Here is a 23,362-nt window from a genome sequence, read left to right on the forward strand (position 1 = left end):
CGAGCGCCGCGCGGGCGGCGCTCGGTCTCGAGAGCGCCGCAAATCTGCAGCCGAACCTCCCCTCAGCCGGCGATCATCTGTCGCAACACGTAGTGCAGAATTCCGCCGGCCTTGAAGTACTCCACTTCATTCAAGGTATCGATCCGGCACAGCACCTCGATCTGTTCCTGGCGCCCATCTTCGCGGGTAATGCGCAACGGCAGGCTCATGCCCGGGCGGATCTGTGCACCGCTCAAACCCAGCACGTCAATCCGCTCCTTGCCGGTCAGCACCAGTTGCTTGCGGTCGTGGCCGGCCTTGAACTGCAGCGGCAGCACGCCCATGCCCACCAGGTTGGAGCGGTGAATGCGCTCGAAACTCTCCGCCAGCACCGCTTTGATGCCCAGCAGGTTGGTACCCTTGGCCGCCCAGTCGCGGCTCGAGCCGGTGCCATACTCCTGGCCGGCAATCACCACCAGCGGGGTGCCTTCCTGCTGGTAGCGCATGGCCGCGTCGTAGATCGACATCTTCTCGCCAGTGGGGACGTGCAAGGTGTTGCCGCCTTCCTCACCGCCCAGCATTTCGTTGCGGATACGGATGTTGGCGAAGGTACCGCGCATCATCACTTCATGGTTGCCACGCCGCGAGCCATAGGAGTTGAAATCGCGTGGCTCCACGCCTTTCTCGCGCAGATAGCGCCCGGCAGGGCTGTCGGCCTTGATGTTGCCAGCCGGTGAGATATGGTCGGTGGTCACCGAGTCGCCCAACAGCGCCAGTACCCGCGCACCGTGGATGTCGGCAATCTGTGGCGGCGGCCCGCCGATGTCGTCGAAGAACGGCGGATGCTGGATATAGGTTGAGTCGGCCTGCCACACATAGGTGGCAGCCTGTGGCACCTCGATGGCCTGCCACAGCGCATCGCCGGTAAACACTTCGGCGTATTCCTTGTGGAACATGGCGGTATCCACCTTGGCCACGGCCGCTGCAATTTCCTGCTGGCTTGGCCAGATATCCTTCAGGTACACCGGTTGGCCGTCGTTGCCCGTGCCCAGCGGGTCGCGGGTCAGGTCCAGGCGCACGCTGCCGGCCAGCGCGTAAGCCACTACCAGCGGGGGCGAGGCCAGCCAGTTGGTCTTGACCAGCGGGTGCACGCGGCCTTCGAAGTTGCGGTTGCCCGACAGCACCGAGGCTACGGTGAGGTCAGCGCTGCCGATGGCTTTCTCGATCGCTTCGTCCAGCGGGCCGGAGTTGCCGATGCAGGTGGTGCAGCCATAGCCGACCAGGTCGAAGCCCAGTTGATCGAGGTAGGGGGTGAGCCCCGCTGCCTCGAAATAGTCGGTGACTACCTTGGAGCCCGGCGCCAGCGAGCTCTTGACCCAGGGTTTGCGTTGCAGGCCTTTTTCCAGGGCCTTTTTCGCCACCAGGCCGGCCGCCATCATCACACTGGGGTTGGAAGTGTTGGTGCAGGAGGTGATTGCGGCAATCACCACGGCGCCATCGCGCAGGGTGTGAGTCTGGCCTCCATGGCTGTAGTCGATCTCGCCAGCCTGGTCGGCGTTGCCCACCGCCACGCCGCCGCCGCCCTCGCTTTCCAGGCGGCCGACTTCCTTGGCCAGCGGCTTGGGCTGCAGTTCGATGAAATGGTCAAAGGCCTGGCTGACCTGGCCCAGCGCCACGCGGTCCTGCGGCCGCTTGGGCCCGGCCAGGCTTGCTTCGACCTCGTGCATGTCCAGTTCCAGGCTGTCGCTGAACAACGGCTCCTGCCCCGGCAGGCGCCACAGGCCCTGGGCCTTGCAGTACTGCTCGACCAGTTGCACAGTCGCGTCTGGTCGGCCCGACAGGCGCAGGTAGTCCAGTGTCACCTCGTCAACCGGGAAGAAACCGCAGGTGGCGCCATACTCCGGTGCCATGTTGGCGATGGTCGCACGGTCTGCCAGCGGCAGTTCGGCCAGGCCGTCGCCATAAAACTCGACGAACTTGCCCACCACACCCTTCTTGCGCAGCATCTGCGTTACCGTCAGCACCAGGTCGGTGGCGGTAATACCTTCGCGCAGCTTGCCGGTCAGTTTGAAGCCGATCACCTCGGGGATCAGCATCGACACGGGTTGGCCGAGCATGGCCGCCTCTGCCTCGATGCCACCGACACCCCAGCCGAGCACGCCGAGGCCATTGATCATGGTGGTGTGCGAGTCTGTGCCCACCAAGGTATCGGGGAAGGCGTAGGTGCGGCCATCGGCTTCACGGGTCCACACCGTGCGGCCCAGGTACTCCAGGTTGACCTGGTGGCAGATGCCGGTGCCCGGCGGTACTACGCGGAAGTTGTCGAAGGCGCTCTGGCCCCAGCGCAGGAAGGCATAGCGCTCGCCATTGCGCTGCATTTCGATATCCACGTTCTCGCCGAAGGCCTTTGGGGTGCCGTAATGGTCGACCATTACCGAGTGGTCGATCACCAGGTCCACCGGAGACAACGGGTTGATCCGCTGCGGGTCGCCGCCGGCCTTGGCCATGGCTGCGCGCATGGCGGCCAGGTCGACCACGGCCGGCACGCCGGTGAAGTCCTGCATCAGCACACGCGCCGGGCGATACTGGATCTCGCGGTCGGAGCGCCGCTCGCTTAGCCATTGGGCAAGGGCGCGCAAGTCGTCGCCGGTGACGGTGTGGCCGTCCTCCCAGCGCAGCAGGTTTTCCAGCAGCACCTTCAGCGACATGGGCAGGCGTTGCAGGTCGCCCAACTGGCGGGCGGCCTCTGGAAGGCTGAAATAGTGATAGGTCTGGTTACCGACCTGGAGGGTCTTGAGGGTGTTCAGGCTGTCGAGCGAGGGCATTGCCAACTCCTTCTGCGCCGGTGCCCGGCAAATACTCAAGGTCTGCCGGTGTCACCGCTCTGTTTCGATCCGCACGGTACGGACCTGGCTGAGTGGTCAGGTTAGACCGGTTTGCGGCCCCTGACCCTTTTCTGGACCGGCGGGGCGTGTCGCAGGTTCCGAACTTCCTTTATTATCGCCGCCCTGCCGGCGCCTGTTGCGCGCCAGCCGTAGTGGAGTGAGAGATGAATACCCTGTTCATGCATTGCCGGCCCGGTTTCGAGGGCGAGGTGTGCGCCGAAATCAGCGAACATGCCGCCCGTCTGGGCATTGCGGGCTATGCCAAAGGCAAGCCGCACAGTGCCAGCGCCGAGTTTGTCTGTACCGAAGAAGGCGGCGCCGAGCGGCTGATGGGGGCGCTGCGTTTCAACGAGCTGATTTTCCCGCGCCAGTGGGCCCGGGGCGGTTATGTCGAACTGCCGGAAACTGACCGCATCAGTGTGCTGCTGGCGGAGCTGGCCGATTTGCCTGTGTTCGGCAGCCTGTGGCTGGAAGTGCTGGACAGTAACGAAGGCAAGGAATTGTCTACTTTTTGCCGCAAGTTCGAAGTGCCGCTGCGCAAGGCGCTGGAAAAGGCCGGCCGCCTGGTTGACGACGCCAGCCGCCCACGCCTGCTGCTCACTTTCATCAGCGGCCGGCGGGTGTTCGCCGGCGTTGCCCCGGCCAACAACAGTGCCCTGTGGCCCATGGGCATTCCGCGCCTGAAATTCCCCCGCGAGGCACCCAGCCGTTCGACCCTCAAGCTGGAAGAAGCGTGGCATCAGTTCATCCCGCGCGAGCAATGGGAGCAGCGCCTGGGCGATGACATGACCGGCGTTGATCTGGGCGCTTCGCCGGGTGGCTGGACTTACCAGCTGGTGCGCCGGGGCATGCTGGTGACCGCCATCGACAACGGCCCGATGGCCGAAAGCCTGATGGACACAGGCCTGGTTCAGCACCTGATGGCTGATGGTTTTACCTGGCAGCCGAAGCAGCCGGTGGACTGGATGGTGTGCGACATTGTCGAGAAGCCGGCGCGCACCACCTCGCTGATCGAAACCTGGCTGGGCGAGGGGCTGTGCCGCGAGGCAGTGGTCAACCTGAAGCTGCCGATGAAGCAGCGCTATGCCGAAGTACGCCGGCTGCTCGACCGCATGGAGGCGACGTTCAAGGCGCGCAAGATCAGGGTATCGATTACCTGCAAGCAGCTGTACCACGACCGTGAGGAAGTGACTTGCCACCTGCGCCGGCTTGATCTGAAGCCGCGCTGAGTGTTTCCTGTGGATAGCTTCATTTGCTGTTTGCATTGAGACCGAGCGCCGCGCGGGCGGCGCTCGATCTCGAGATACACACAAAGATGAAGGCATGCGTCTGAGCCCCCTTGGACCGCGTCGCGCTATGCGCGACAATGGCGATCATTTTCGGAGCCCCCCATGACCGATTTCACCCCCGACGCCATCCTCGATGCCACCGGCCTGAACTGCCCGGAACCGGTGATGATGCTGCACCAGCACGTGCGTGACCTGGCCGCTGGTGGCCTGCTCAAGGTTATCGCCACCGACCCGTCGACCCGCCGCGACATCCCCAAATTCTGCAACTTCCTCGGCCACGAACTGCTGCAACAGCAAGAGGACGCCGGTACCTTCCTGTACTGGATCCGCAAAAAAGCCGACTGAAGCGCTCTGGAACACGCCCGGCGTTGCGCCTACACTGCGTTCCCCAGACAGGAGAGCGCCATGCTGATAGTTGCCGACGAGAACATCCCGCTGCTCGATGCCTTCTTCCAGGGCTTCGGTGAAATCCGCCGTTACCCCGGCCGAAGCCTCGATGCCGCCAGCGTCAAGGACGCCGACATCCTGTTGGTGCGCTCGGTAACCAAGGTCGACCGCCAGTTGCTCGAAGGCAGCCGCGTACGCTTTGTCGGCACCTGCACCATTGGCACCGATCACCTGGACCTGGACTACTTTGCCGAAGCTGGCATCCGCTGGAGCAGTGCGCCGGGCTGTAATGCCCGCGGTGTGGTCGACTACGTACTGGGCAGCCTGTTGACCCTGGCCGAGCTGGATGGCGTGGCACTGCCTGAGCGCGTGTATGGCGTGGTGGGCGCGGGTGAGGTGGGTGGCCGCCTGGTGCGGGTGCTGCACGGCCTGGGCTGGAAGGTGCTGGTGTGCGACCCGTTGCGCCAGGCCGCCGAGGGCGGCAACTACGTCAGCCTGGAAACCATTGTGCAACAGTGCGATGTGATCAGCCTGCATACCCCGTTGCAGCGAGGTGGCGAGCACCCGACCTGGCACCTGCTGGGCCAGGCGCAGCTTGCGCAGTTGCGCCCGGGTGCCTGGCTGATCAACGCCAGCCGTGGCCCGGTGGTGGACAACGCCGCCTTGCGCGAGCTGCTGCTGGACCGTGAAGACGTGCATGCGGTGCTGGATGTGTGGGAGGGCGAGCCACAGGTCGACCTGCAATTGGCCGACCTGTGCACACTGGCCTCGCCCCACATTGCCGGCTACAGCCTCGACGGCCGCCAGCGTGGCACGGCGCAGATCTACCAGGCGCTGTGCCGCTTCCTGGGTGTGGACGAGCAGGTGCAGCTGACAGACTTGCTGCCCCGGACGCCGCTGGCGCAGATCGAGCTGGATGCCAGCACCGACCCGGCCTGGGCATTGGCGACCCTCTGCCGCGCCGTGTACGACCCACGCCGCGACGATGCCGACTTCCGTCGCAGCCTGAGTGATGACCCGCAGCAGCAGCGTGCGGCGTTCGACCAGTTGCGCAAGCAATACCCGCCTCGGCGCGAGATCGAAGGGTTGGCAGTGCGCTTGCGTGGGGAGTCGCCGCAGTTGGCGCAGCTGGTCAGTGCCTTGGGGGCGGAGTTGGTCTGACAGGCTCGCAATTCCCGCAGGTTTTTGCGGTCCCCCTGTAGGAGCGGCGTACACCGGCTGTCAGGCAATAAAAACCCGGCGCAGGCGCCGGGTTGCAAAAAATTCGCCGATCAACCTTTGTGTACGCGCTCGACCCTGCTTTCTTCCAGGGCCTTGCAGGCCTGCTGGATCATCTGCTCGGTAATTGGCACTTCGCGCCCCTTGCCGTCGATGATCGAACCGCATGCCGGGGGTGGCGGGGTGGTCTGAGGCTTCTGGTTGTCACTGCCATGCTGCAAGCTCATGCACTGTCTCCTCTTCAGGTTCAAGTTCAGGGTAGCCCTGCGCCGTGACTGGCCTGTGACAGCTTCTGTGTCACGGCAGCAACAGTGCAACAGAAACCCTGTGAAAGCTCCATCATCTGTTTAGATCGATGCGTTATAGCACCCTGCATGCATTCCCCCTGCCCAGATGAGTGGTAGTCTGCGGTTTCCCCGCCATCGTAGCCGCCGCCATGCCCGATCCGGTTTCCCCTCGCCAACGCCGAGCCTTGCGCCTGGCTTGGCAGTTCGTTCGTCCGTACCGTCGACAGGTGCTGCTGGCCTTGTTGGCCCTGGTGGTCACTGCCGCCATCACGCTGTCCATGGGGCAGGGCATCCGCCTGCTGGTAGACCAGGGCTTCATGACCCGCTCGGCGCACCAGCTCAACCAGACCATCGGCCTGTTCCTGCTGCTGGTGCTGGCCCTGGCAGTGGGCACCTTCAGCCGTTTCTACCTGGTGTCGTGGATCGGCGAGCGCTGCGTGGCCGATATCCGCCGTGCCGTGTTCGACCACCTGATCGGCCTGCACCCCGGCTTTTTCGAGGACAACCGCAGTTCCGAGATCCAGTCGCGGCTGACCGCCGACACCACCTTGCTGCAATCGGTCATAGGCTCGTCGCTGTCGATGTTCCTGCGCAACGCGCTGATGGTCATAGGCGGTGTGGTGCTGCTCTTCATCACCAACCCCAAGCTCACCAGCATCGTGGTGGTGGCACTGCCGCTGGTGCTGGCTCCCATCCTGCTCTTCGGCCGCCGGGTGCGCAGCCTGTCGCGCCAGAGCCTGGACCGGGTGGCCGATGTGGGCAGCTACGTGGCCGAGACCCTGGGCCAGATCAAGACGGTACAGGCCTACAATCACCAGGCGCACGACCGCGAGCGGTTCGCCGACACGGTCGAAGCCGCCTTTGGCGTGGCCCGCAAGCGGATTGCCCAGCGAGCCTGGCTGATTACCCTGGTAATCGTGCTGGTGTTAGGGGCGGTAGGGGTGATGCTGTGGGTTGGCGGCATGGATGTGATCGCCGGGCGTATTTCCGCCGGCGAGCTGGCGGCTTTTGTGTTCTACAGCCTGATCGTCGGGAGCGCATTTGGCACCCTCAGTGAGGTGATCGGCGAGCTGCAACGTGCAGCCGGTGCGGCCGAACGTATTGCCGAGCTGTTGGCGGCGCGCAGTGCGATCCTGCCACCCACTGTGGCGCAGACGCTACCGCAGCAGCGGGCCAGCGGGCATATCGAGCTGCAGCAGTTGGTGTTCGCCTACCCGTCACGGCCTTCGGTGGCGGCTGTCGATGGCCTGAGCCTGGTCATCGAGCCCGGGCAGACCGTGGCCTTGGTGGGCCCCTCGGGGGCGGGCAAGTCGACCCTTTTCGATTTGTTGCTGCGCTTCTACGACCCGCAGCAAGGGCGCATCCTGCTCGATGGCCAGCCGGTCACCGAGCTGGATCCCGACCAGTTGCGACGGCAGTTCGCCCTGGTGGCGCAAAACCCCTCACTGTTTCGCGGCACGATGGACGCCAATATCCGTTATGGGCGGCCCGATGCTACCCAGGCCGAAGTCGAAGCCGCAGCGCATGGCGCCCATGCTGACGAATTCATCCGGCAGCTGCCGCAAGGCTACCAGACGCCCTTGGGCGAGGGCGGCATCGGCCTGTCCGGCGGGCAACGCCAGCGCCTGGCGATCGCCCGGGCGTTGCTGGTGGATGCACCGATCCTGCTGCTGGACGAGGCCACCAGCGCGCTCGACGCGCAGAGCGAGCACCTGATCCAGCAGGCATTGCCCAGCCTGATGGCCGGGCGTACCACGCTGGTGATCGCCCATCGCCTGGCCACGGTGCAGCATGCCGAGCGCATCGCGGTCATCGACAAGGGCCGGGTGGTGGCGGTCGGTACCCACCGCCAGTTGATCGAAGAAAGCCCGCTGTATGCGCGGCTGGCGGCCTTGCAATTCACCAGCGGCTAACCCGTCGCGAGTTTGTAACAATTTTGTAGCAATTGCCTGAGAGTATCTGGCTCAACTGTTGCGTAAGTGCTCGACTTGGCTGCCATTGCTTGATGGCAGCTTTTTTTTGGCCTGCCAACAAGGACATGGAATGTCTTACCTGGTGTTGCGGATGCGCGCCATTCCTTTCCTTCCGGTTTCGAGATCCACGATGTTGCGTAAATCCCTCAGAGTGCAAATTCTCTCGCTGCTCGGCGGCGCCCTGGTGGCGATGCTGCTGATCGCCCTGGTGTGTTTCCAGTTTTTGTCGTCCAGCGTGCGGGGTTATGCCGAGCTGGTGGACGGGCCGCTGCGGGCCTCGCAATTGATTGATGAAGCCAACCTGCAGTTCAAGATCCAGGTGCAGGAATGGAAGAACGTGCTGTTGCGCGGGCGCCAGCCGGCTGAGCTGGACAAGTATTGGCAGCAATTTCAGGCCCGCGAACAGCAGGTGCAACAACTGCTCGGGCAACTGATCGACAGCAGCGACGCCAGGCTCAAGGCGCCGTTGCAGCAACTGCGTGACAGCCACCGGCAGTTGGGCCAGGCCTATGCGCAGGGCCGTCAGGCCTTCCTCGCCGCCGGTGGCGACCCGGTAGCCGGCGACCTGGCGGTGAAGGGTGTAGACCGCGCCGCCAGTGAGCAGATGAGCGAACTGGTCGAGCAACTGCGTGCCGATGCCCGCCAGCGTGCGGCCAGCATCAACGCCAGTGCCGAACGCACGGTATGGCTGGGCTTGCTGGTGATGCTGGCCTCGGCGGTACTGGTGGGGCTGCTCAGCCTGTGGCTGGTCAACCGCAGCCTGATCGAGCCGATCCGCCAGTTGATCGAGTACGTCGCGCAGCTTAGCCAGGGCCGTTTTGCCGCCCGGGTGGACAGCCGCCGCGAGGACGAACTGGGGCGCCTGGCGCGGGCGGCCAACACCCTGCGCGACTTCCTTGCCGACACCGTCGGCCGGCTGAAGGACAATGCCCAGGAGCTGGAAGGTGCCAGCGGCCAGCTGCGCAACATTGCCGGCGACATGGCCCGTGGTACCCATGACCAGTTCCAGCGTACCGACCAGGTGGCCACGGCCATGCACGAGATGTCTGCCGCCGCCCAGGAAGTCGCCCGCCATGCTGCCGAAGCTGCCCGCGCAGCGGATGACGCCGACCACAGTGCTCAGGCGGGTGAGCAGGTGATGCAGCAGACCATCGACATCATTGGCGTGGTAAATCGCGAAATCGCCGGCACGGCGGCGGTAATCCGCGACCTGGAGCATGACAGCACGCGTATTGGCAAAGTGCTGGAGGTGATCCGCGGTATTGCCGAGCAGACCAACCTGCTGGCGCTGAACGCGGCCATCGAAGCGGCCCGCGCCGGTGAGGCCGGGCGTGGCTTTGCGGTGGTGGCCGATGAGGTGCGCAGCCTGGCTCAGCGCACGGCAGCTTCGATTGCCGAGATCCACCAGATCATCGAAGCGGTGCAGTCAGGTGCGGTTGAAGCGGTCAAGGCCATCGAAAGCGGCCAGCAGCGAAGCGAAGAGGGGGCCGAGCAGGTGCAGCAGGCCGGGCAGATGTTGCAGCGCATCACTCAGGCGGTGGAGGCGATCCGTGACATGAACCGGCAGATCGCCACGGCGGCAGAAGAGCAGACCAGCGTGGCCGAAGACATCTCGCGCAACCTGATCGAAATCACCCGCATTGCCACGGCCAACCAGGCGTCGGTGCAGCACACCGAGCAGGCGGGGCAACGCCTGCATGGGTTGTCCGGGCAGCTGGGCGAAGTAACCTCGCGCTTGAGCGCCTGACCCTTTTTCAGGGGCAGCAAAAAGCCCGCGCAAGGCGGGCTTTTTGAAAGGATCTGGTCGGAGAGACAGGATTCGAACCTGCGGCCTTCTCGTCCCGAACGAGACGCGCTACCTGGCTGCGCTACACTCCGATGAACAAAATCCTACTGCATCCCGTTTTCGCCCACAAGCCCTTGTTGTTAAAAGGGCCTTTGCCAAAACGAGTGCCTGATCAGAGCTCTTTGACGGTGCGGATCTGGTCCTTGTTCAGGCGCGTGCGCTTACCGTCGAGTTGCTCGAATTCGTAGAAACCGGAGTCTTCGTCGAAGGACGGTTTGTCCGTTGCCTGGATCTCCCGGCCATCGTTCAGGGTGATGACGGTAGGGGTCGAGCAGCCAGCGAGGGCGCCCAGGCCCAAGGCGAGCAGGAAGGCGGGTAGGGTCCGTTTGATCATCGTGTTTCTCCAAGTGCGATGGTGCTAGATGACATTTATGACGCAGGACATTAGTGCAAGTTCACTCCAAGTGCAGCATAGCGACAAATCTGTCTTCTTGATCCACGGCAAGGCTGATGGCGCAACGCCGGGAAAAGGTACGCTGTGATATAACTGCGGCCATCTCATCCTGTTGTGACGGACACCCATGAAAGCCAAGGCAGATACCCCCTTCGTGGCGCTGAACATCGCCGTGCTGACGGTCAGCGACACCCGCACCTTCGACACCGACACCTCTGGCCAGCTGTTCGTCGACCGCCTGAGCGCAGCGGGCCACCGCCTGGCCGAGCGCGTGCTGCTGAAAGACGACCTGTACAAGATCCGCGCCCAGGTCGCCACCTGGATCGCCGATGACAGCGTGCAAGTGGTGCTGATTACTGGTGGTACCGGTTTTACCGGCCGCGACAGCACGCCCGAAGCGGTGGCCTGCCTGCTGGACAAGCAGGTGGACGGTTTTGGTGAGCTGTTCCGGCAGATTTCCGTAGCCGACATCGGCACCTCCACCGTGCAGTCGCGCGCCCTGGCCGGGCTGGCCAACGGCACCTTGGTGTGCTGCCTGCCGGGCTCGACCAATGCAGTGCGCACCGGTTGGGATGGCATCCTGGCCGAGCAGCTCGATGCACGCCATCGCCCCTGCAACTTCGTTGCGCACCTGAAGCAGGCAGCGGCCTGTGACAGCCGTGGCTGAGGCCAGCCAGGCCCGGCCACTGATGCCGGTGGAGCAAGCCCTGGAGCAACTGCTAGCGCTGGCCGAGGCGGCGCCGATCCGTGACACCGAGAACCTGCTGTTGGCCGAGGCCGAGGGCCGCGTGCTGGCCACCGACCTGGTGGCCTCGCTCGACCTGCCGCCCTGGCCAAACAGTGCCATGGACGGCTATGCCTTGCGCAAGGCCGACTGGCAGGGCGAGCCACTGCCAGTCAGCCAGCGGATCTTCGCCGGCCATGCGCCGCAGCCCCTGCAGCCGGGCACCTGTGCGCGCATCTTCACCGGGGCGCCAGTGCCTGAAGGTGCCGATTGCGTCGAGATGCAGGAAAACACCGAAGTGGCCGAAGACGGTCGGGTGCGCTTTCTCGAACCCTTGCATGCCGATCAGAACATCCGCCCTCAAGGCCAGGAAACCCGCAAGGGCGAGCAGGTGATGAGCGCCGGCACCCGGCTGGGGCCGATCGAGCTGGGCCTGGCGGCGACCTTGGGCCACGGCCGCCTGGACGTGGTGCGCAAAGTGCGGGTGGCGGTACTGTCCACGGGTGACGAACTGGTCGAGCCCGGTTTGCCGCTGGGGCCGGGGCAAATCTACAACAGCAACCGCCGGCTGCTGGTCAGCTGGTTGCAGCGGCTGGGCTGCGACGTGGTCGATGCAGGCATCCTGCCGGATGATATGGCGCTTACCCGCGCCTGCCTGGCCTCGCTGGGCGACGTTGATCTGATCTTGTCGACCGGCGGTGTTTCGGTGGGCGAGGCCGACTACCTGGGAGCGGCCCTGCGCGAAGCCGGCGAGCTGGCCTTGTGGAAGCTGGCAATCAAGCCGGGCAAGCCACTTACCTTCGGCCACTTTCAGGGCGTACCGGTGATCGGCCTGCCGGGTAACCCTGCCTCTACCCTGGTCACCTTCGGTTTGCTGACTCGGCCCTATCTGTTGCGTCGCCAGGGCGTGGCCGATGTCACGCCGCTGCGCTTCGACATGCCGGCAGGCTTCGACTGGCCCAAGCCCGGCACGCGGCGCGAGTACCTGCGCGCACGCATCGAGCAGGGCCAGGTGCGTATCTACAAGAACCAGAGCTCCGGCGTGCTGCGCAGCGCGGCGTGGGCCGAGGGTTTGGTGGAAGTGCGAGAGGGCAGCACGCCGAAACAGGGCGACAGCGTGCCGTTCATTCCCTTCAGCGAGCTACTTGGCTGAGCGGCCCAGCCAGGCACTGCCCAGCGGCGCGGCCTCGGCCGGTGCCGCCTGGGCCAGGCGCATGTGCACGTTCTCCAGTTGCTGGGCGGCCACGCTCCAGTCGTGGCGCTGGCGGGCGAACTGGCGCCCGGCAGCGCTCAACTGGCTCATGCGCCAGGGCTGGTTGAGCAGTTGAGTGATCAGCAGGGCCAGCTGGTCGCCGTCATCACTGCCCAGGTAGTGCTCACCGTTGTTTGCAGTCAGGCCCGATACACCTTTCCCGGTAGTGATCACGGGTAGGCCTGCGGCCATCGCCTCGAGGATTTTGACCTTGGAGCCGCCGGCATAGCGCAGCGGCGCGAAGAACAGTGCCGAACGTTTTTGCAACTCGCGCAGGTCAGGGCGGTAGCCGAACCATTCGATGCGTGGGTCGTTCCAGTGCAGCTTCCAGCTAGCCGGCAGGGCATGCCCGGCTATCGCCAGGCGCACCGCCGGGTTGCTCATCCACACTTGGGGCATGATGTCTTCCAGTGCCCACTCGATCGCCTCCAGGTTGGCGCCATATTCGAAGTTGCCGACGAACAGCAGGCGCTGGCTGTGTAGCGCGGGCTCCACGTGCTGGTAGAAATCACAATCCACGCCATTGACCACCACGTTCACCGGTCGCCCGCTGATCTGCGCGATCAGCTCGGCATCATGCGCGCTGACCGCCACCAGTTCGGTGGGCTGGCATAGCACCCTATGTTCCCAGCGCCGGTAGCGCCAGCGGTCGAAGGCGTTGAGCGGGCGCAGCCACAGGGGCAGCCGGTCGTGGCAGGCACCGCCCATCACCGACTCCAGCGTGTGTTCGCTGAGCATGTAGGGCAGCCCGCGGGCCTGCAGGGCCTTTTCGAAAGGTTGGAAACTGTAGCTGTGCTCGATCTGGATCACGTCCCATGGCTCGTCCAGCAACTGCTCGAAACGGTGCCGCAAGCAAGGCGACAGGCCGTTGATGATGGCACGCATGGGGTAGTCGATGATCGGCGACGCCAGCAGATTCAGCGGGCTGTGCAGTGGCCGGCGGGGCAGTACGATCAGGCGTTCCAGCAGTGGCTCCAGGGCTTCGCGGGCTGGGTCGCTGAGGGGAATTTTCGACTGCACCAACAGCGTGATGCGGTGGCCCTGCTGGGCCAGTGCGCGCATCAGGTGGTATTGCCGGGTCTTGCTGCCACTGGTGGTCGGCCAGGGTAGGTAAGGCAGTGTCCAGAGAATGCGCATGACCCGGAATCCTCGCTAAAGGCCGCGGATGAAAGACGCGCCTACCGCCAGTGTGCTGAAAATCACTGCCGGGGCGCGTCCATGGCTGGGTTTTCGAGCCCGGCAAACCGGCGTCAAAAAGCTGGCTTCCCAGTGGGCGTTGATTGCCTGGGTCAAAAACTTGTCAAAAGATCATTTTCTGAGCATAGCGCGCATTATCGGGTGTGGGTAAAAGACCACGCTGGCATCGGTATTTTTTTGGGGACATGCAACGATTCGGCAGCGTGCATGGTCGAGATCTGGGTCGGTCAACTTCACGGAGGCGCGCGATGCAAGGGCGCAAGGCAATGCTGATCCTGCACGGCAAGCAGGCGATGAACGAAGAGCTGCGCAGCGCCGTGCTCGACCTGCGCGATACCGGTTGGGTGCTGGATGTGCGTGTAACCTGGGAGGCAGGTGACGCGCCGCGCCTGGTTGGCGAGGCGCTGGCAGCTGGCTACAGCCATATCGTCGCCGGTGGTGGGGACGGCACTTTGCGGGATGTGGCCGAGGCCATGGGGCTGGCGGGTGCCGAAGCCAGCCTGGCGCTGATGCCGCTGGGTACGGCCAACGATTTCGCCAAAGCCGCCGGCATACCCCTGGAGCCTGCTGCTGCGTTGGCGCTGCTGAATGAACCGGCACAGGCCATCGACTTGGGCCAGGCCGGCGACCAGTTGTTCCTCAACATGGCCACAGGTGGGTTTGGTAGCCAGGTCACCGCCAGTACCTCCGAGGATCTGAAAAAGGTGCTGGGTGCTGCGGCCTACCTGTTTACCGGGTTGTCGCGTTTCAGCGAGTTGCAGGCAGCCTCGGTGGAGCTGCAGGGGCCTGACTTCCACTGGCAGGGCAGCTTGCTGGCATTGGGTATCGGCAATGGTCGCCAGGCTGGAGGCGGGCAATTGCTATGCCCCGACGCGGTCGTGAACGACGGCTTGCTCGACATCGCCATCCTGCCAGCGCCGCAAGAGGTGGTCGGGGCACTGCGCGACCTGCTGGCAGGTGACGGCCTGTTCGTCCGCGCCAGGCTGCCCTGGGTCGAGATCAAGAGCGCGCAAGGCTTGGACATCAACCTCGATGGCGAGCCGTTGCAGGCCGACAACCTGCGCTTTCAGGCCAGGCCTGCCGCGCTACGCCTGCACCTGCCGGCAGGGTCGCCGTTGCTCAGTCATCCAGGCTGATGATTTTCTCGCGTACAGCAAACAGCACCAGGCCCGCTACGTCGTGAATTTGCAGGCGCTTCATGATTTGCGAACGGTGGGTTTCCACGGTCTTGATCGACAGGCCCAGCCCTGTGGCGATTTCCCGGGTGGCCTTGCCGCGCACGATCAGGCGCAGTATTTCCAGTTGTCGCGCCGTGAGGTTATGCCGCTCGCCAGCAGCTTGCTTGCCCTGCCTGGTGTGGCGTAGGGCCTGGTTGATGACGGTGTGGGCGATGGCCGGGCTGAGGTACCGTTCGCCGTTGCGCACCGCACCCAGGGCCTGTTCCAGCTCGGTGGCACTGGTGTCCTTGAGCAGGTAGCCATGGGCGCCGCTTTCCAGAGCCCGCATGATCAGGTCCGGGTCGGTGTGCATCGACAGGATCAGCACCTTGCAGGTACTGCCGCTTGCCCGCAGTTGGGTGAGGGCGTCCAGGCCGCTGGTCGAACGCATGGAGATGTCCAGCAAGACGATGTCGGGCGCCAGCGCGCGCACTTGTTCGAGCAGCTGGCTGCCGTCGTCGGCCTCCCCGATCACGTCATAGCCGGGGATGTCGCAGACCAGTGCGCGCACACCGGCACGGATCAGCGAGTGGTCGTCTACCAGCAGCAGTCTACAGGTCATGGGTGGTGCTACTCCCGGCGCGTTGCTGAGTACGCGCAGGCCACGGGAACACCGCCTCGATACGCGTGCCCAGGCCGAGCTGGCTGGTGATGTCGAGGCTGCCCTGCAACGCGGTGACCCGCTCCTGCATGCCGGCCAGGCCGCGCTGGCCAGCTTCGGCCGGGTGCCGTGCCGGGACGAACCCACGGCCATCGTCGTGGATCGACAACGCCAGCCCCTCGGGGGTGCGCTGCAGCTGGATGATCAGGTTGCCTGCCTGGGCGTGGCGCAGCATGTTGGTCACGGCCTCCTGGGTGATGCGAAACACCGCCATGGCCACCGCCTCGTCGATGCCGCCCAGGCGCTGGTTGCACGCCAGGCTCCAGTGCACGCCACTGCTGGCCAAGGTGCGCACCAGGTGCGCGCGCAGGCTGGCTTCCAGGCCAAGGCTGGCCAATTGCCGAGGGTTGAGCAGGGCGGACACGTCGCGCACGTTACCCAGGGTGTCATCCAGCGTGCTGCGCAGGGTGTTGCAGTGGCCCTGCAGCTCGTCGGGCATGCGCCGTTGCAGCCACTGCAGTTGCAGCTTGGCGGCGGTGAGCATCTGGCCGATGTCGTCATGCAGCTCCCGGCTCAAGTGCTGGCGCTCGTCTTCCTGGACTTTGAGCATGCGCTCGGCCAGTTCTGCCGGGCGCAGGCTGATCGACCTGGCGCCCAGCCACAGGCAGACGACGGTACCCAGCGTAGCGGCCATTTGCAGCACCAGCAGGCTGCCCGGGACTGCATGGTTGGCCAGGTACAGCGTCAGGTTGGCGACCAGCGAGGCTACGCATAGCGCGGCGGTCGCCCAACGCAGCAGGGCAACGCGGGACCAGCAACGCAAAGAAGTCTTCAAGCGTGGGAGCATAGGTAGGGGAGCCACTGAAGTATTGCTGATGGGGGCCTTGCACAATGCTGCTCAGAGGCTTTGGCGCAGTACTTTCGATATTTTTTCGAACACGTGATCGTTCAACCTTTATTCAGGTTGCAAGCGTTTGTGGGGGCGCATATTACCACTTCGCACTGTATTGGTCGCGGCTGGGTAACGCCTTGAAACGCCTGCAAGTCGGGCATTCGCGGGTAGCAAAGTGCCACCCCTTGATCGCGCATCACGCACTTGTTGTGCAACTAGTGCGATAATGATTCCACCTGGCCCCCGGAAACTTGCAGCACTTTCCAAGTTCGCTCTCGGCGGGGCGTGAATAAACGTGCTTAGTTGCACTTTGGGTCAGGTTAATACCTTGGCTTCCAGCGGTCGCTGCCTTTGCCTGCCACCACTGTGGTGTGCGAATGCAGGCATGCGCTTCCTTGCTCGTCGCAGGAAGCACAGGCCGGCGCAAAGGGTTGCTGCACGACCTTGGCCAGGTCGCTCAGCAACACCAGTTGTTCGCCGATGTCCAGGTTCAGCCGCCCGGTACGGGTATCGAGCAGTTCCAGTTGCCAGGCCAGCAAGGTAAGGCAGGCCCCTAGCGCAGGCAGGGCTTCACGTGGCAGACAACCGCGGTGACAGGCGGGAGCGAGCAACTGCTGCAGGGCGTTGGTGTAATGGGCAACTTCACGCAGGCCCAGGCGCGTGGCCTGCCGTGCAAGGTTGTCGAGGGTGTTGTCCAGGCAGCGGCAGGCATCCGGATCATTGTCGATCAGCTCCAGATGCAGCAGGCACTCCTGTGCCTGGGTCAGCAATACCTGTGCATCCAGCAGGTAGTTCTGCAGGGCGTCGTCGAACGATAAGGCAGTGTCCATGATCAGGTCCCCGCGCGTAGGGCAGGCGCAGGGGGCGGGCACGCCAAAACGATAGCTAGCAAAAGCCTGACTCCATTCATGCATTGAGAATGGCGTCACATTAATGGCTAAAGGATATCGCGAACATCAGGTTGCGCCCGATTGCAGCTAGGGGTTTCCCTGATATTGGGCTCAGGTGGGGAACTTATCTCGCCCCTGCTGATTTCCGTGGAATGCCCGCAGTAAAGCATGATGGTAAAGTGATATCAATTGCCTGCGCGGCATTTTCCCGCAAGGGTCAAGGTGCGCGTGAAGCCGCCGATACAGGGTGGATGCTTTCACTTTTCTGACTCAAGCCTGGGGGTTTTCCAATGGCTGGCATTCTCGACACAGTAGACCAACGCACGCAACTGGTGGGTGAGAACCGCCTGGAAATTCTGATGTTTCGCCTGGCCGGCCGGCAGTTGTTCGCGATCAACGTGTTCAAGGTGCAGGAAGTGCTGCAGATGCCCAAGCTGACCCTGATGCCCCAGCGCCACGCCTTCGTCTGTGGGGTGGTCAACCTGCGCGGCCAGACGCTGCCCGTGATCGACCTGTCCCAGGCGATCGGCATGCGCCCGCTGCAGCCTGGGCCGGACAGCACCATCATTGTCACTGAGTACAACCGTTCGGTGCAGGCCTTCCTGGTGGGCGGCGTCGACCGCATCGTCAACATGAACTGGGAGTCGATCATGCCGCCGCCTGCCAGCGCCGGGCGCCAGCACTACCTGACGGCCATCACCAAGGTCGATGAAAAGCTGGTGGAGGTGATCGACGTGGAGAAGGTGCTGGCCGAGATCGTGCCGTACAACGCGCGGGTCTCTGGCGATAAACTCGCCGACCCGGTGCTGGCCCGTGCCCGTGGCCGCGAGGTGCTGCTGGTGGACGATTCCAGCGTGGCCCTGGCGCAGTTGCGTGACACCCTGTCCCAGCTGGGCATGAAGCTGCATGTGGCCAGCGATGGCCTGAAGGCGTTGCGCATGCTCAAGGGTTGGGCCGATGCGGGCGAGGATGTGTGTGAAAAGCTGCTGATGGTGTTTACCGACGCCGAAATGCCGGAAATGGACGGCTACCGGCTGACCACCGAAATTCGCAGCGATGCCCGTCTGCGCCAGCTTTACGTGGTCTTGCACACCTCGTTGTCGGGCAGTTTCAACGAATCCATGGTGAAAAAGGTGGGTTGTGACAACTTCCTGTCCAAGTTCCAGCCTGATCGCCTGGTCGATGTGGTCAAGCAACGCCTGCTGCTGGATACCGCCACTGCGTGATCGCTGGGCCCGCCAGGTATAAGCTTGGCATTTGGCATGACGCGAGGCGGCAGGGATGTTTCTCAGTGAGCTGTATCGATACCCGGTGAAGTCGGGCCAGGCGCAAAGCCTGCAGGCATCGAGGGTGGGGTTGTTGGGGTTGCAGGGCGACCGGCGCTGGATGGTGGTCGAGGAAGAAAATGGACGCTTCCTGACCCAGCGGGCCTGGCCGCAACTTGGCCAGTTGCAGGCGTGCGATGATGACAACGGCCAGTTGTTGCTGCAGGCGCCTGGGCGGGTGCCGTTGCGGGTGCCTGTGCCCGCTGCCGATGATGCCCTGCGCGGCGTGACGATCTGGCGCGACACCCTGCGTGTGCCCGACGCCGGCGACGCAGCGGCAGCCTGGTTGAGCGCGTTGCTGGGCAAGGCTGTGCGCCTGGTGCATTGCCCGGAGCAGCGTGCGCGTTATCTGCCCAATGGCTATGGCTACAACAGTGATCGGGCGGCGTTTCCCGACGGTTTTCCTTTGCTGCTGATTGGGCAGGGCTCGCTGGACGAGCTCAACCGGCGTATCGGCCGGCCCATGGAAATGCTGCGCTTTCGACCGAACCTGGTGGTGCAAGGAGCAGAACCGTTTGCCGAGGATGGCTGGAAGCGGGTCCGTATCGGCAACCTGGAATTTCGCGTGCTCAAGCCCAGTGTGCGGTGCATCTTCACAACAATTGACCCAGCAACCGGGGAGCGCAGTGCCGACCGCGAGCCGATGGCAACGCTCAAGACCTTCCGCGAAAAGGAGGGGGATGTGCTGTTCGGGCAGAACCTGGCGGTAGATGGGGATGGGTGGCTTGAGGTGGGGATGCAGGTGGAAGTCCTGGAGTGACAAGGTTGCTGTGCCGGCCTCTTCGCGGGTAAACCCGCTCCCACAGGTAATCCATTCTTCCCAGAAAAAAGGGAATCTTGTGGGAGCGGGTTCACCCGCGAAGAGGCCGGTTCAGGTTCAGCAGGCCTTACATGTCATCGAAATATCGCTCATGCCAATCCACCAGCGGCTGCGGCGAATTCAGCTTCTGCCCGTAGATCACAGAATACGACAGCACGTTCTGCACATATTGGCGCGTTTCGTCGAACGGGATCGATTCCACCCACACATCGAAGCTCAGGTGCTTGGCGCCTTTCAGCCACTGCCGCACGCGCCCGGGCCCGGCGTTGTAGGCCGCCGAGGCCAGCACCCGGTTGCCGTTGAACTGGCCGTGCACCTGGCTGAGGTAGGCCGCGCCCAGCTGGATGTTCTTGTCCGGGTTCAGCACCTGCGCCGGTGATGCCAGCGGGATGCTGAATTTGCGCGCGGTCTCTTTGGCGGTGGCCGGCATCAGCTGCATCAGGCCGCTGGCGCCCACTGGCGAACGCGCATCCTCCATGAATGCACTTTCCTGGCGGGTGATGGCGAATACCCAGCTCGAATGCAGGCCGCGGACCTTGGCTTCGCGCACAAGGGTGTCGCGATGGGCCATCGGGAAGCGGATGTCCAGGTCGTCCCAGTATTGCGCCTGGCTGATGGTGCGGATGGCCGGGAAGTACCAGCGCAGCTCATAGCCCAGGCGTGCCTGTGCAACCATTTCGTCGCGGGTGAAGTGGCGGCTGACGTGGTACCACTCGCGGCGGCCCTCGACGATCTGGCCGCGGGCGTGGAATTCCAGTGCACGCTGGATGCCGGGTGTGGTGCGGACCTTCTTGACCAGTTGCGGGCTCAGCAGCAATGGCTTGTTGTTCAACTGGTACGGCGTCTGTGCCCGGTCGGCGGCGAGGAAGCCGTAGAAGTCGCGTTCACGGGCCACGGTCTTGTACAGCAGCGGGATCTGCGGGTTGTTCGGCTGGGCCAGCTCCAGGCTGCGTGCCTGCCAGTATTTCCAACGGCTGCTGCTGGCCAGGTCCTGGGGCAGGCGCTTGGTCAGCTCGTAGGCGTCTTCCCAGCGGCCCAAGCGCAGCAGCAGGCGCAGGCGCCATTCGCTGACGGTGTTGTCGCGCAGCTCGGGGTCGTAGCGGGTCATCAGGTCGAGTGCGCGCGGGTCATAGCGGCGTGCCAGGGTCAGGCCGATTTCGCGGGCGATGGCCACCTTCTCGTCGCGAGAGAAGTGCATGCGCTGGGCGTAATCGTCGAGCAGTGCCATGGCCCGCTCCGGGTCCTGCCGGGCCAGGCGGCGCAGGCCGAGGCTGACCACATCGGACATGGCTTCGTTGGCCGGGGTAAAGCGCGACGGCTGGTTGAGCAGCTCTGGCTTTTGCGCCACGTCGACCAGCAGGCGCCCCTGAGGGCCGAGGGTGGTCAGGGTCTTGACCAGGTTGTTGGCCAGGGCGTAGTTGCGGGTCTGGGCCGCCAGCTTGGTGCGTTCCCAGCGCTTGGCTTCGGTCAGCTGGCCTTCGGCCGCCCACATGCCGAACAGGGTGTCGCAAGCGGCAGGCTGCGACTTGCCGACGTTCCACAGTTTGTCGGCGGTTGCGTAGCCCTCGGCGCGCAACCCATGGCTGAGCTGATACTGGCCGTTGAGGCAGTCCAGTTCGGTGAAGTTGAGCTTGGGGTCGTAGTATTTGACGAAGGTGTCCCATTCGCCGCGTTCGGCCAGCCAGCGTAGCCAGCGCAGTTTCATCCAGTTGGCTTGCGGCAGGTCGCCATGCTTGGCGAGGAAGCCTTCGATCTCCTGGTTGCTGGCAGTTTTGAGGCGGGCGGTAAGCTCGTCGTAGGCCAGGTAGGGTGTCAGCGGGTAGTCGCTCAGGGCTTGCGCATAGCGCAAGTAGGGGCCTTTGTCGCCCTTGGCCAGCGCGCGCTTGGCCTCGTCGTAGTACTGGCGTTGCTGGGTGAGGTCGGTAGCCTGCGCCGCGCAGGTGGCAGCGGTGAGCAGCAGGCAGGATGCAATGTGTAACAGGCGGCTGCGCATGATACGTCCGGGCAGTTGAACCATGGGGAAGTGACGGCGGAGCCAGCACTGTTGGAAGCAATTGCCTTAGCTTAGCTGTTTGCCGGCGGCGGGTGAAAGCACTGTGCTTGTATCGGGATATTAACTTCGACCGGATGTCGCAAAGCCCCCGTCGGATGGCGAGGCGGATGCTGTCGAGGGCCAAGTCAGGTAGAATGCGCGCCCGATTTATGGAGACCAACATGACCCTGCTCAAATTCAGCGATGTGTCCCTCGCATTCGGCGCCATGCCGCTGCTGGACAAAGTGTCCTGGCAGATCGCTCGTGGTGAGCGGGTGTGCATCATCGGCCGCAACGGTACTGGCAAATCCAGCATGCTGCGCCTGGTCAAGGGCGAGCAGAAGGGCGACGACGGTGAAGTCTGGCGCGCCCCGGGCCTGAAGATCGGCGAGCTGCCGCAGGAACTGCCGGTGGCGGACGAGCGCACGGTGTTCGATGTCGTGGCCGCAGGCCTGGATGGCGTCGGCGAGCTGCTGGCGCAGTTCCATCACCTGAGCATGAATATCCAGAACGACGAAGACCTGGAAAAACTCATGCACGTCCAGCACGAGCTGGAAGCCCGTGATGGCTGGCGCCTGCAGCAAGTGGTGGAGAGCACCCTCAGCCGCCTGCAGTTGCCGGCCGACAAGACCCTGGCCGAACTGTCCGGTGGCTGGCGCCGCCGTGTGCTGCTGGCCCAGGCGCTAGTGTCCGAGCCCGACCTGCTGCTGCTCGACGAGCCGACCAACCACCTGGACATCGGTGCCATCGCCTGGCTCGAAGAGGCCCTGCGCAGTTTCAACGGTGCGGTGCTGTTCATCACCCACGACCGGTCCTTCCTGCAGAACCTGGCCACCCGCATCCTTGAACTGGACCGTGGCGGCCTGATCGACTGGAACGGTGACTACGCCAGCTTCCTGGTACACAAGGAGGCCGCACTGGCCGCCGAAGAAACCGCCAACGCGCTGTTCGACAAGCGCCTGGCCCAGGAAGAAGTGTGGATCCGCCAAGGCATCAAGGCCCGCCGCACCCGTAACGAAGGCCGCGTGCGTGCGCTGAAAGCCTTGCGCGTGGAGCGTGGCGAGCGCCGCGAACGCCAGGGCAAGGCCAACATCCAGATCGAGTCGGCAGAAAAATCCGGCAAGCAGGTGATGGTGCTGGAAAACGTCAGCTTCCATCACGCCGGCGGGCCAATGCTGGTCAAGGACTTTTCCATGGTCCTGCAGCGCCAGGACCGTATCGGCCTGCTGGGCGCCAACGGTACCGGCAAGACCACCTTGCTCAAGCTGATGCTCGGCGGCCTGGAGCCCACTTCGGGCAAGGTCGAGCGCGGCACCAAGCTGGAAGTGGCCTACTTCGACCAGATGCGCCACCAGCTCGAGCTGGAAAAGACCGTGATCGACAACTTGGCCGAAGGCCGTGACTTCATCGAGATCGACGGCCAGAACCGCCACGTGCTGAGCTACCTGGGCGACTTCCTGTTCAGCCCGCAGCGTGCCCGCACGCCGGTCAAGGCACTGTCCGGTGGCGAGCGTGCGCGCCTGCTGCTGGCCAAGCTGTTCAGCAAGCCGGCCAACCTGCTGGTACTCGACGAACCGACCAACGACTTGGACGTGGAAACCCTCGAGCTGCTTGAAGAGGTGTTGTCTAACTACAAGGGCACCGTGCTGATGGTCAGCCACGACCGGGCCTTCCTCGACAACGTCGTCACCAGCACCCTGGTGTTCGAAGGCGAGGGCAAGGTGCGTGAGTACGTCGGCGGCTACGAGGACTGGATTCGCCAGGGTGGCTCGCCAAAGCTGCTGGGCGTGACCGAGAGCAAGGGTGGCAAGTCCGAACTCAACAGCGCGGTGGTGGAGAAGGTCGAGGACAAAGCCGCGCCAGTGGCTGCGCCGGTGGCGGAAGAGGCTTCGAAGAAGAAGCTTAGCTACAAGCTGCAGCGTGAGCTGGAGATGCTGCCAGGGCAGATCGACGAAGTTGAGCAGCGCATGGCTGAGGCTCAGGAAGAAGTGAATGCGGCTGGCTTCTACCAGCGGCCGATTGCGGAAACTTCGGCAGTGCTGGCCAAGATCGAGAAGCTCCAAGGTGAGCTGGATGCGCTGGTAGAGCGCTGGGCCGAGCTGGAAGGCTGATCGGCATTTAACCTGCACCGGCCTCTTCGCGGGGCAAGCCCGC

19 protein-coding genes, 1 tRNA gene and 1 pseudogene are annotated in these 23,362 nt (G+C 64.0%); 12 read left to right on the forward strand and 9 right to left on the reverse strand.

All coding sequences use genetic code 11. The annotated features are described in order from the left end of the window. Positions 1-62: 62 nt before the first annotated feature. The gene (gene acnA / locus ABI582_RS14825; protein ID WP_442119544.1) at positions 63-2,804 is read right to left on the reverse strand and encodes an aconitate hydratase AcnA; all 2,742 of its coding nucleotides are present in this window, start codon (positions 2,802-2,804) and stop codon (positions 63-65) included. A gap of 224 nt (positions 2,805-3,028) precedes the next feature. Here acnA and rlmM point away from each other — a divergent pair, with 224 nt between their 5' ends. The 3 genes from rlmM (at position 3,029) to pdxB (ending at position 5,701) form a co-directional block, all read left to right on the forward strand. Beyond that, entirely contained in the window at positions 3,029-4,093 is a 1,065-nt protein-coding gene (gene rlmM / locus ABI582_RS14830) for a 23S rRNA (cytidine(2498)-2'-O)-methyltransferase RlmM (protein ID WP_442119545.1), read from the forward strand. 162 nt (positions 4,094-4,255) lie between these two features. Next, positions 4,256-4,498, forward strand: a complete 243-nt coding sequence (gene tusA, locus ABI582_RS14835) for a sulfurtransferase TusA (protein WP_016500764.1) — start codon at positions 4,256-4,258, stop codon at positions 4,496-4,498. 60 nt (positions 4,499-4,558) lie between these two features. Next, positions 4,559-5,701: a 4-phosphoerythronate dehydrogenase PdxB gene (gene pdxB, locus ABI582_RS14840; protein WP_338746611.1), complete on the forward strand. Its 1,143-nt coding sequence runs from the start codon at positions 4,559-4,561 to the stop codon at positions 5,699-5,701. Positions 5,702-5,811: 110 nt separating this feature from the next. Here the strand turns inward: pdxB and ABI582_RS14845 are convergent, their stop codons facing one another. Further along, entirely contained in the window at positions 5,812-5,985 is a 174-nt protein-coding gene (locus ABI582_RS14845) for a PA1571 family protein (RefSeq protein ID WP_442119546.1), read from the reverse strand. A gap of 209 nt (positions 5,986-6,194) precedes the next feature. Here ABI582_RS14845 and ABI582_RS14850 point away from each other — a divergent pair, with 209 nt between their 5' ends. From ABI582_RS14850 to ABI582_RS14860, 3 genes and pseudogenes are all read left to right on the forward strand, one after another. Next, the gene (locus ABI582_RS14850; RefSeq protein ID WP_442119547.1) at positions 6,195-7,958 is read left to right on the forward strand and encodes an ABC transporter transmembrane domain-containing protein; all 1,764 of its coding nucleotides are present in this window, start codon (positions 6,195-6,197) and stop codon (positions 7,956-7,958) included. 763 nt (positions 7,959-8,721) lie between these two features. Next, positions 8,722-8,832, forward strand: a pseudogene (locus tag ABI582_RS14855) (hypothetical protein); the annotation flags it as partial. A gap of 228 nt (positions 8,833-9,060) precedes the next feature. Beyond that, positions 9,061-9,765 carry a methyl-accepting chemotaxis protein gene (locus tag ABI582_RS14860; protein WP_442119623.1) on the forward strand — a complete coding sequence of 235 codons (705 nt, stop codon included), beginning with the start codon at positions 9,061-9,063 and terminating at the stop codon, positions 9,763-9,765. 54 nt (positions 9,766-9,819) lie between these two features. Here ABI582_RS14860 and ABI582_RS14865 read toward each other — a convergent pair. Both ABI582_RS14865 and ABI582_RS14870 read right to left on the reverse strand, forming a co-directional pair. Continuing rightward, a tRNA-Pro gene (locus ABI582_RS14865) sits at positions 9,820-9,896 on the reverse strand. A gap of 80 nt (positions 9,897-9,976) precedes the next feature. Continuing rightward, positions 9,977-10,198 (reverse strand): YgdI/YgdR family lipoprotein, encoded by a 222-nt coding sequence (locus tag ABI582_RS14870; protein WP_016485624.1) that lies wholly within the window; start codon positions 10,196-10,198, stop codon positions 9,977-9,979. Between the two features lie 187 nt (positions 10,199-10,385). Here ABI582_RS14870 and moaB point away from each other — a divergent pair, with 187 nt between their 5' ends. After that, entirely contained in the window at positions 10,386-10,925 is a 540-nt protein-coding gene (moaB, locus tag ABI582_RS14875) for a molybdenum cofactor biosynthesis protein B (protein ID WP_016500759.1), read from the forward strand. Next, on the forward strand, positions 10,909-12,135 hold the full coding sequence (locus ABI582_RS14880; RefSeq protein WP_442119548.1) for a molybdopterin molybdotransferase MoeA: 1,227 nt from the start codon (positions 10,909-10,911) through the stop codon (positions 12,133-12,135). Before moaB ends, ABI582_RS14880 begins: the two co-directional genes overlap by 17 nt. Here the strand turns inward: ABI582_RS14880 and ABI582_RS14885 are convergent. Further along, complete coding sequence (locus ABI582_RS14885) at positions 12,124-13,371, reverse strand: glycosyltransferase family 4 protein (RefSeq protein WP_442119549.1); 1,248 nt, start codon at positions 13,369-13,371, stop codon at positions 12,124-12,126. The genes ABI582_RS14880 and ABI582_RS14885 overlap by 12 nt on opposite strands. A 308-nt stretch (positions 13,372-13,679) precedes the next feature. Here ABI582_RS14885 and yegS point away from each other — a divergent pair, with 308 nt between their 5' ends. Beyond that, entirely contained in the window at positions 13,680-14,567 is an 888-nt protein-coding gene (gene yegS, locus ABI582_RS14890; protein WP_442119550.1) for a lipid kinase YegS, read from the forward strand. On the opposite strand, the gene ABI582_RS14895 is transcribed toward yegS, so the two are convergent. The 3 genes from ABI582_RS14895 to ABI582_RS14905 all read right to left on the reverse strand — a co-directional run bounded on the left by ABI582_RS14895 (position 14,551) and on the right by ABI582_RS14905 (position 16,971). Beyond that, on the reverse strand, positions 14,551-15,210 hold the full coding sequence (locus ABI582_RS14895) for a response regulator transcription factor (protein WP_338746618.1): 660 nt from the start codon (positions 15,208-15,210) through the stop codon (positions 14,551-14,553). The two genes, yegS and ABI582_RS14895, sit on opposite strands and share 17 nt — an antisense overlap. Next, a complete protein-coding gene (locus ABI582_RS14900; protein WP_338746619.1) occupies positions 15,200-16,096 on the reverse strand; it encodes a sensor histidine kinase in 897 nt (298 codons plus the stop codon). Before ABI582_RS14900 ends, ABI582_RS14895 begins: the two co-directional genes overlap by 11 nt. A 365-nt stretch (positions 16,097-16,461) precedes the next feature. Then, a complete protein-coding gene (locus tag ABI582_RS14905; RefSeq protein ID WP_442119551.1) occupies positions 16,462-16,971 on the reverse strand; it encodes a histidine kinase in 510 nt (169 codons plus the stop codon). A 350-nt stretch (positions 16,972-17,321) separates the two neighbouring features. On the opposite strand from ABI582_RS14905, the gene ABI582_RS14910 reads away from it, so the two are divergent. Together ABI582_RS14910 and ABI582_RS14915 are read left to right on the forward strand one after the other, a co-directional pair. Then, on the forward strand, positions 17,322-18,257 hold the full coding sequence (locus ABI582_RS14910; RefSeq protein WP_145914580.1) for a chemotaxis protein CheV: 936 nt from the start codon (positions 17,322-17,324) through the stop codon (positions 18,255-18,257). A 55-nt stretch (positions 18,258-18,312) separates the two neighbouring features. After that, positions 18,313-19,116, forward strand: coding sequence for an MOSC domain-containing protein (locus ABI582_RS14915; RefSeq protein ID WP_442119552.1), 804 nt, complete (start codon positions 18,313-18,315; stop codon positions 19,114-19,116). A gap of 127 nt (positions 19,117-19,243) precedes the next feature. Here ABI582_RS14915 and ABI582_RS14920 read toward each other — a convergent pair whose 3' ends face one another. Then, entirely contained in the window at positions 19,244-21,169 is a 1,926-nt protein-coding gene (locus tag ABI582_RS14920) for a transglycosylase SLT domain-containing protein (RefSeq protein ID WP_442119553.1), read from the reverse strand. 221 nt (positions 21,170-21,390) lie between these two features. On the opposite strand from ABI582_RS14920, the gene ABI582_RS14925 reads away from it, so the two are divergent. Then, on the forward strand, positions 21,391-23,319 hold the full coding sequence (locus ABI582_RS14925; RefSeq protein ID WP_442119554.1) for an ATP-binding cassette domain-containing protein: 1,929 nt from the start codon (positions 21,391-21,393) through the stop codon (positions 23,317-23,319). The last annotated feature ends 43 nt before the right edge of the window (positions 23,320-23,362 follow it).

The organism is Pseudomonas sp. SAS7 (assembly GCF_052112345.1).
Lineage (GTDB): Bacteria > Pseudomonadota > Gammaproteobacteria > Pseudomonadales > Pseudomonadaceae > Aquipseudomonas > Aquipseudomonas putida_Q.

Excerpts from the sequence above, each read along its gene's own strand:
- ABI582_RS14895 (WP_338746618.1), bottom strand. The coding sequence starts at position 15,210 with ATGACCTGTAGACTGCTGCTGGTAGACGACCACTCGCTGATCCGTGCC.
- ABI582_RS14905 (WP_442119551.1), bottom strand. The coding sequence starts at position 16,971 with ATGGACACTGCCTTATCGTTCGACGACGCCCTGCAGAACTACCTGCTG.
- ABI582_RS14915 (WP_442119552.1), top strand. The coding sequence starts at position 18,313 with ATGTTTCTCAGTGAGCTGTATCGATACCCGGTGAAGTCGGGCCAGGCG.
- moaB (WP_016500759.1), top strand. The coding sequence starts at position 10,386 with ATGAAAGCCAAGGCAGATACCCCCTTCGTGGCGCTGAACATCGCCGTG.
- ABI582_RS14870 (WP_016485624.1), bottom strand. The coding sequence starts at position 10,198 with ATGATCAAACGGACCCTACCCGCCTTCCTGCTCGCCTTGGGCCTGGGC.
- ABI582_RS14860 (WP_442119623.1), top strand. The coding sequence starts at position 9,061 with ATGTCTGCCGCCGCCCAGGAAGTCGCCCGCCATGCTGCCGAAGCTGCC.
- ABI582_RS14850 (WP_442119547.1), top strand. The coding sequence starts at position 6,195 with ATGCCCGATCCGGTTTCCCCTCGCCAACGCCGAGCCTTGCGCCTGGCT.
- yegS (WP_442119550.1), top strand. The coding sequence starts at position 13,680 with ATGCAAGGGCGCAAGGCAATGCTGATCCTGCACGGCAAGCAGGCGATG.
- ABI582_RS14885 (WP_442119549.1), bottom strand. The coding sequence starts at position 13,371 with ATGCGCATTCTCTGGACACTGCCTTACCTACCCTGGCCGACCACCAGT.
- ABI582_RS14920 (WP_442119553.1), bottom strand. The coding sequence starts at position 21,169 with ATGCGCAGCCGCCTGTTACACATTGCATCCTGCCTGCTGCTCACCGCT.
- rlmM (WP_442119545.1), top strand. The coding sequence starts at position 3,029 with ATGAATACCCTGTTCATGCATTGCCGGCCCGGTTTCGAGGGCGAGGTG.
- tusA (WP_016500764.1), top strand. The coding sequence starts at position 4,256 with ATGACCGATTTCACCCCCGACGCCATCCTCGATGCCACCGGCCTGAAC.
- ABI582_RS14900 (WP_338746619.1), bottom strand. The coding sequence starts at position 16,096 with ATGCTCCCACGCTTGAAGACTTCTTTGCGTTGCTGGTCCCGCGTTGCC.
- ABI582_RS14910 (WP_145914580.1), top strand. The coding sequence starts at position 17,322 with ATGGCTGGCATTCTCGACACAGTAGACCAACGCACGCAACTGGTGGGT.
- pdxB (WP_338746611.1), top strand. The coding sequence starts at position 4,559 with ATGCTGATAGTTGCCGACGAGAACATCCCGCTGCTCGATGCCTTCTTC.
- ABI582_RS14845 (WP_442119546.1), bottom strand. The coding sequence starts at position 5,985 with ATGAGCTTGCAGCATGGCAGTGACAACCAGAAGCCTCAGACCACCCCG.
- ABI582_RS14925 (WP_442119554.1), top strand. The coding sequence starts at position 21,391 with ATGACCCTGCTCAAATTCAGCGATGTGTCCCTCGCATTCGGCGCCATG.
- acnA (WP_442119544.1), bottom strand. The coding sequence starts at position 2,804 with ATGCCCTCGCTCGACAGCCTGAACACCCTCAAGACCCTCCAGGTCGGT.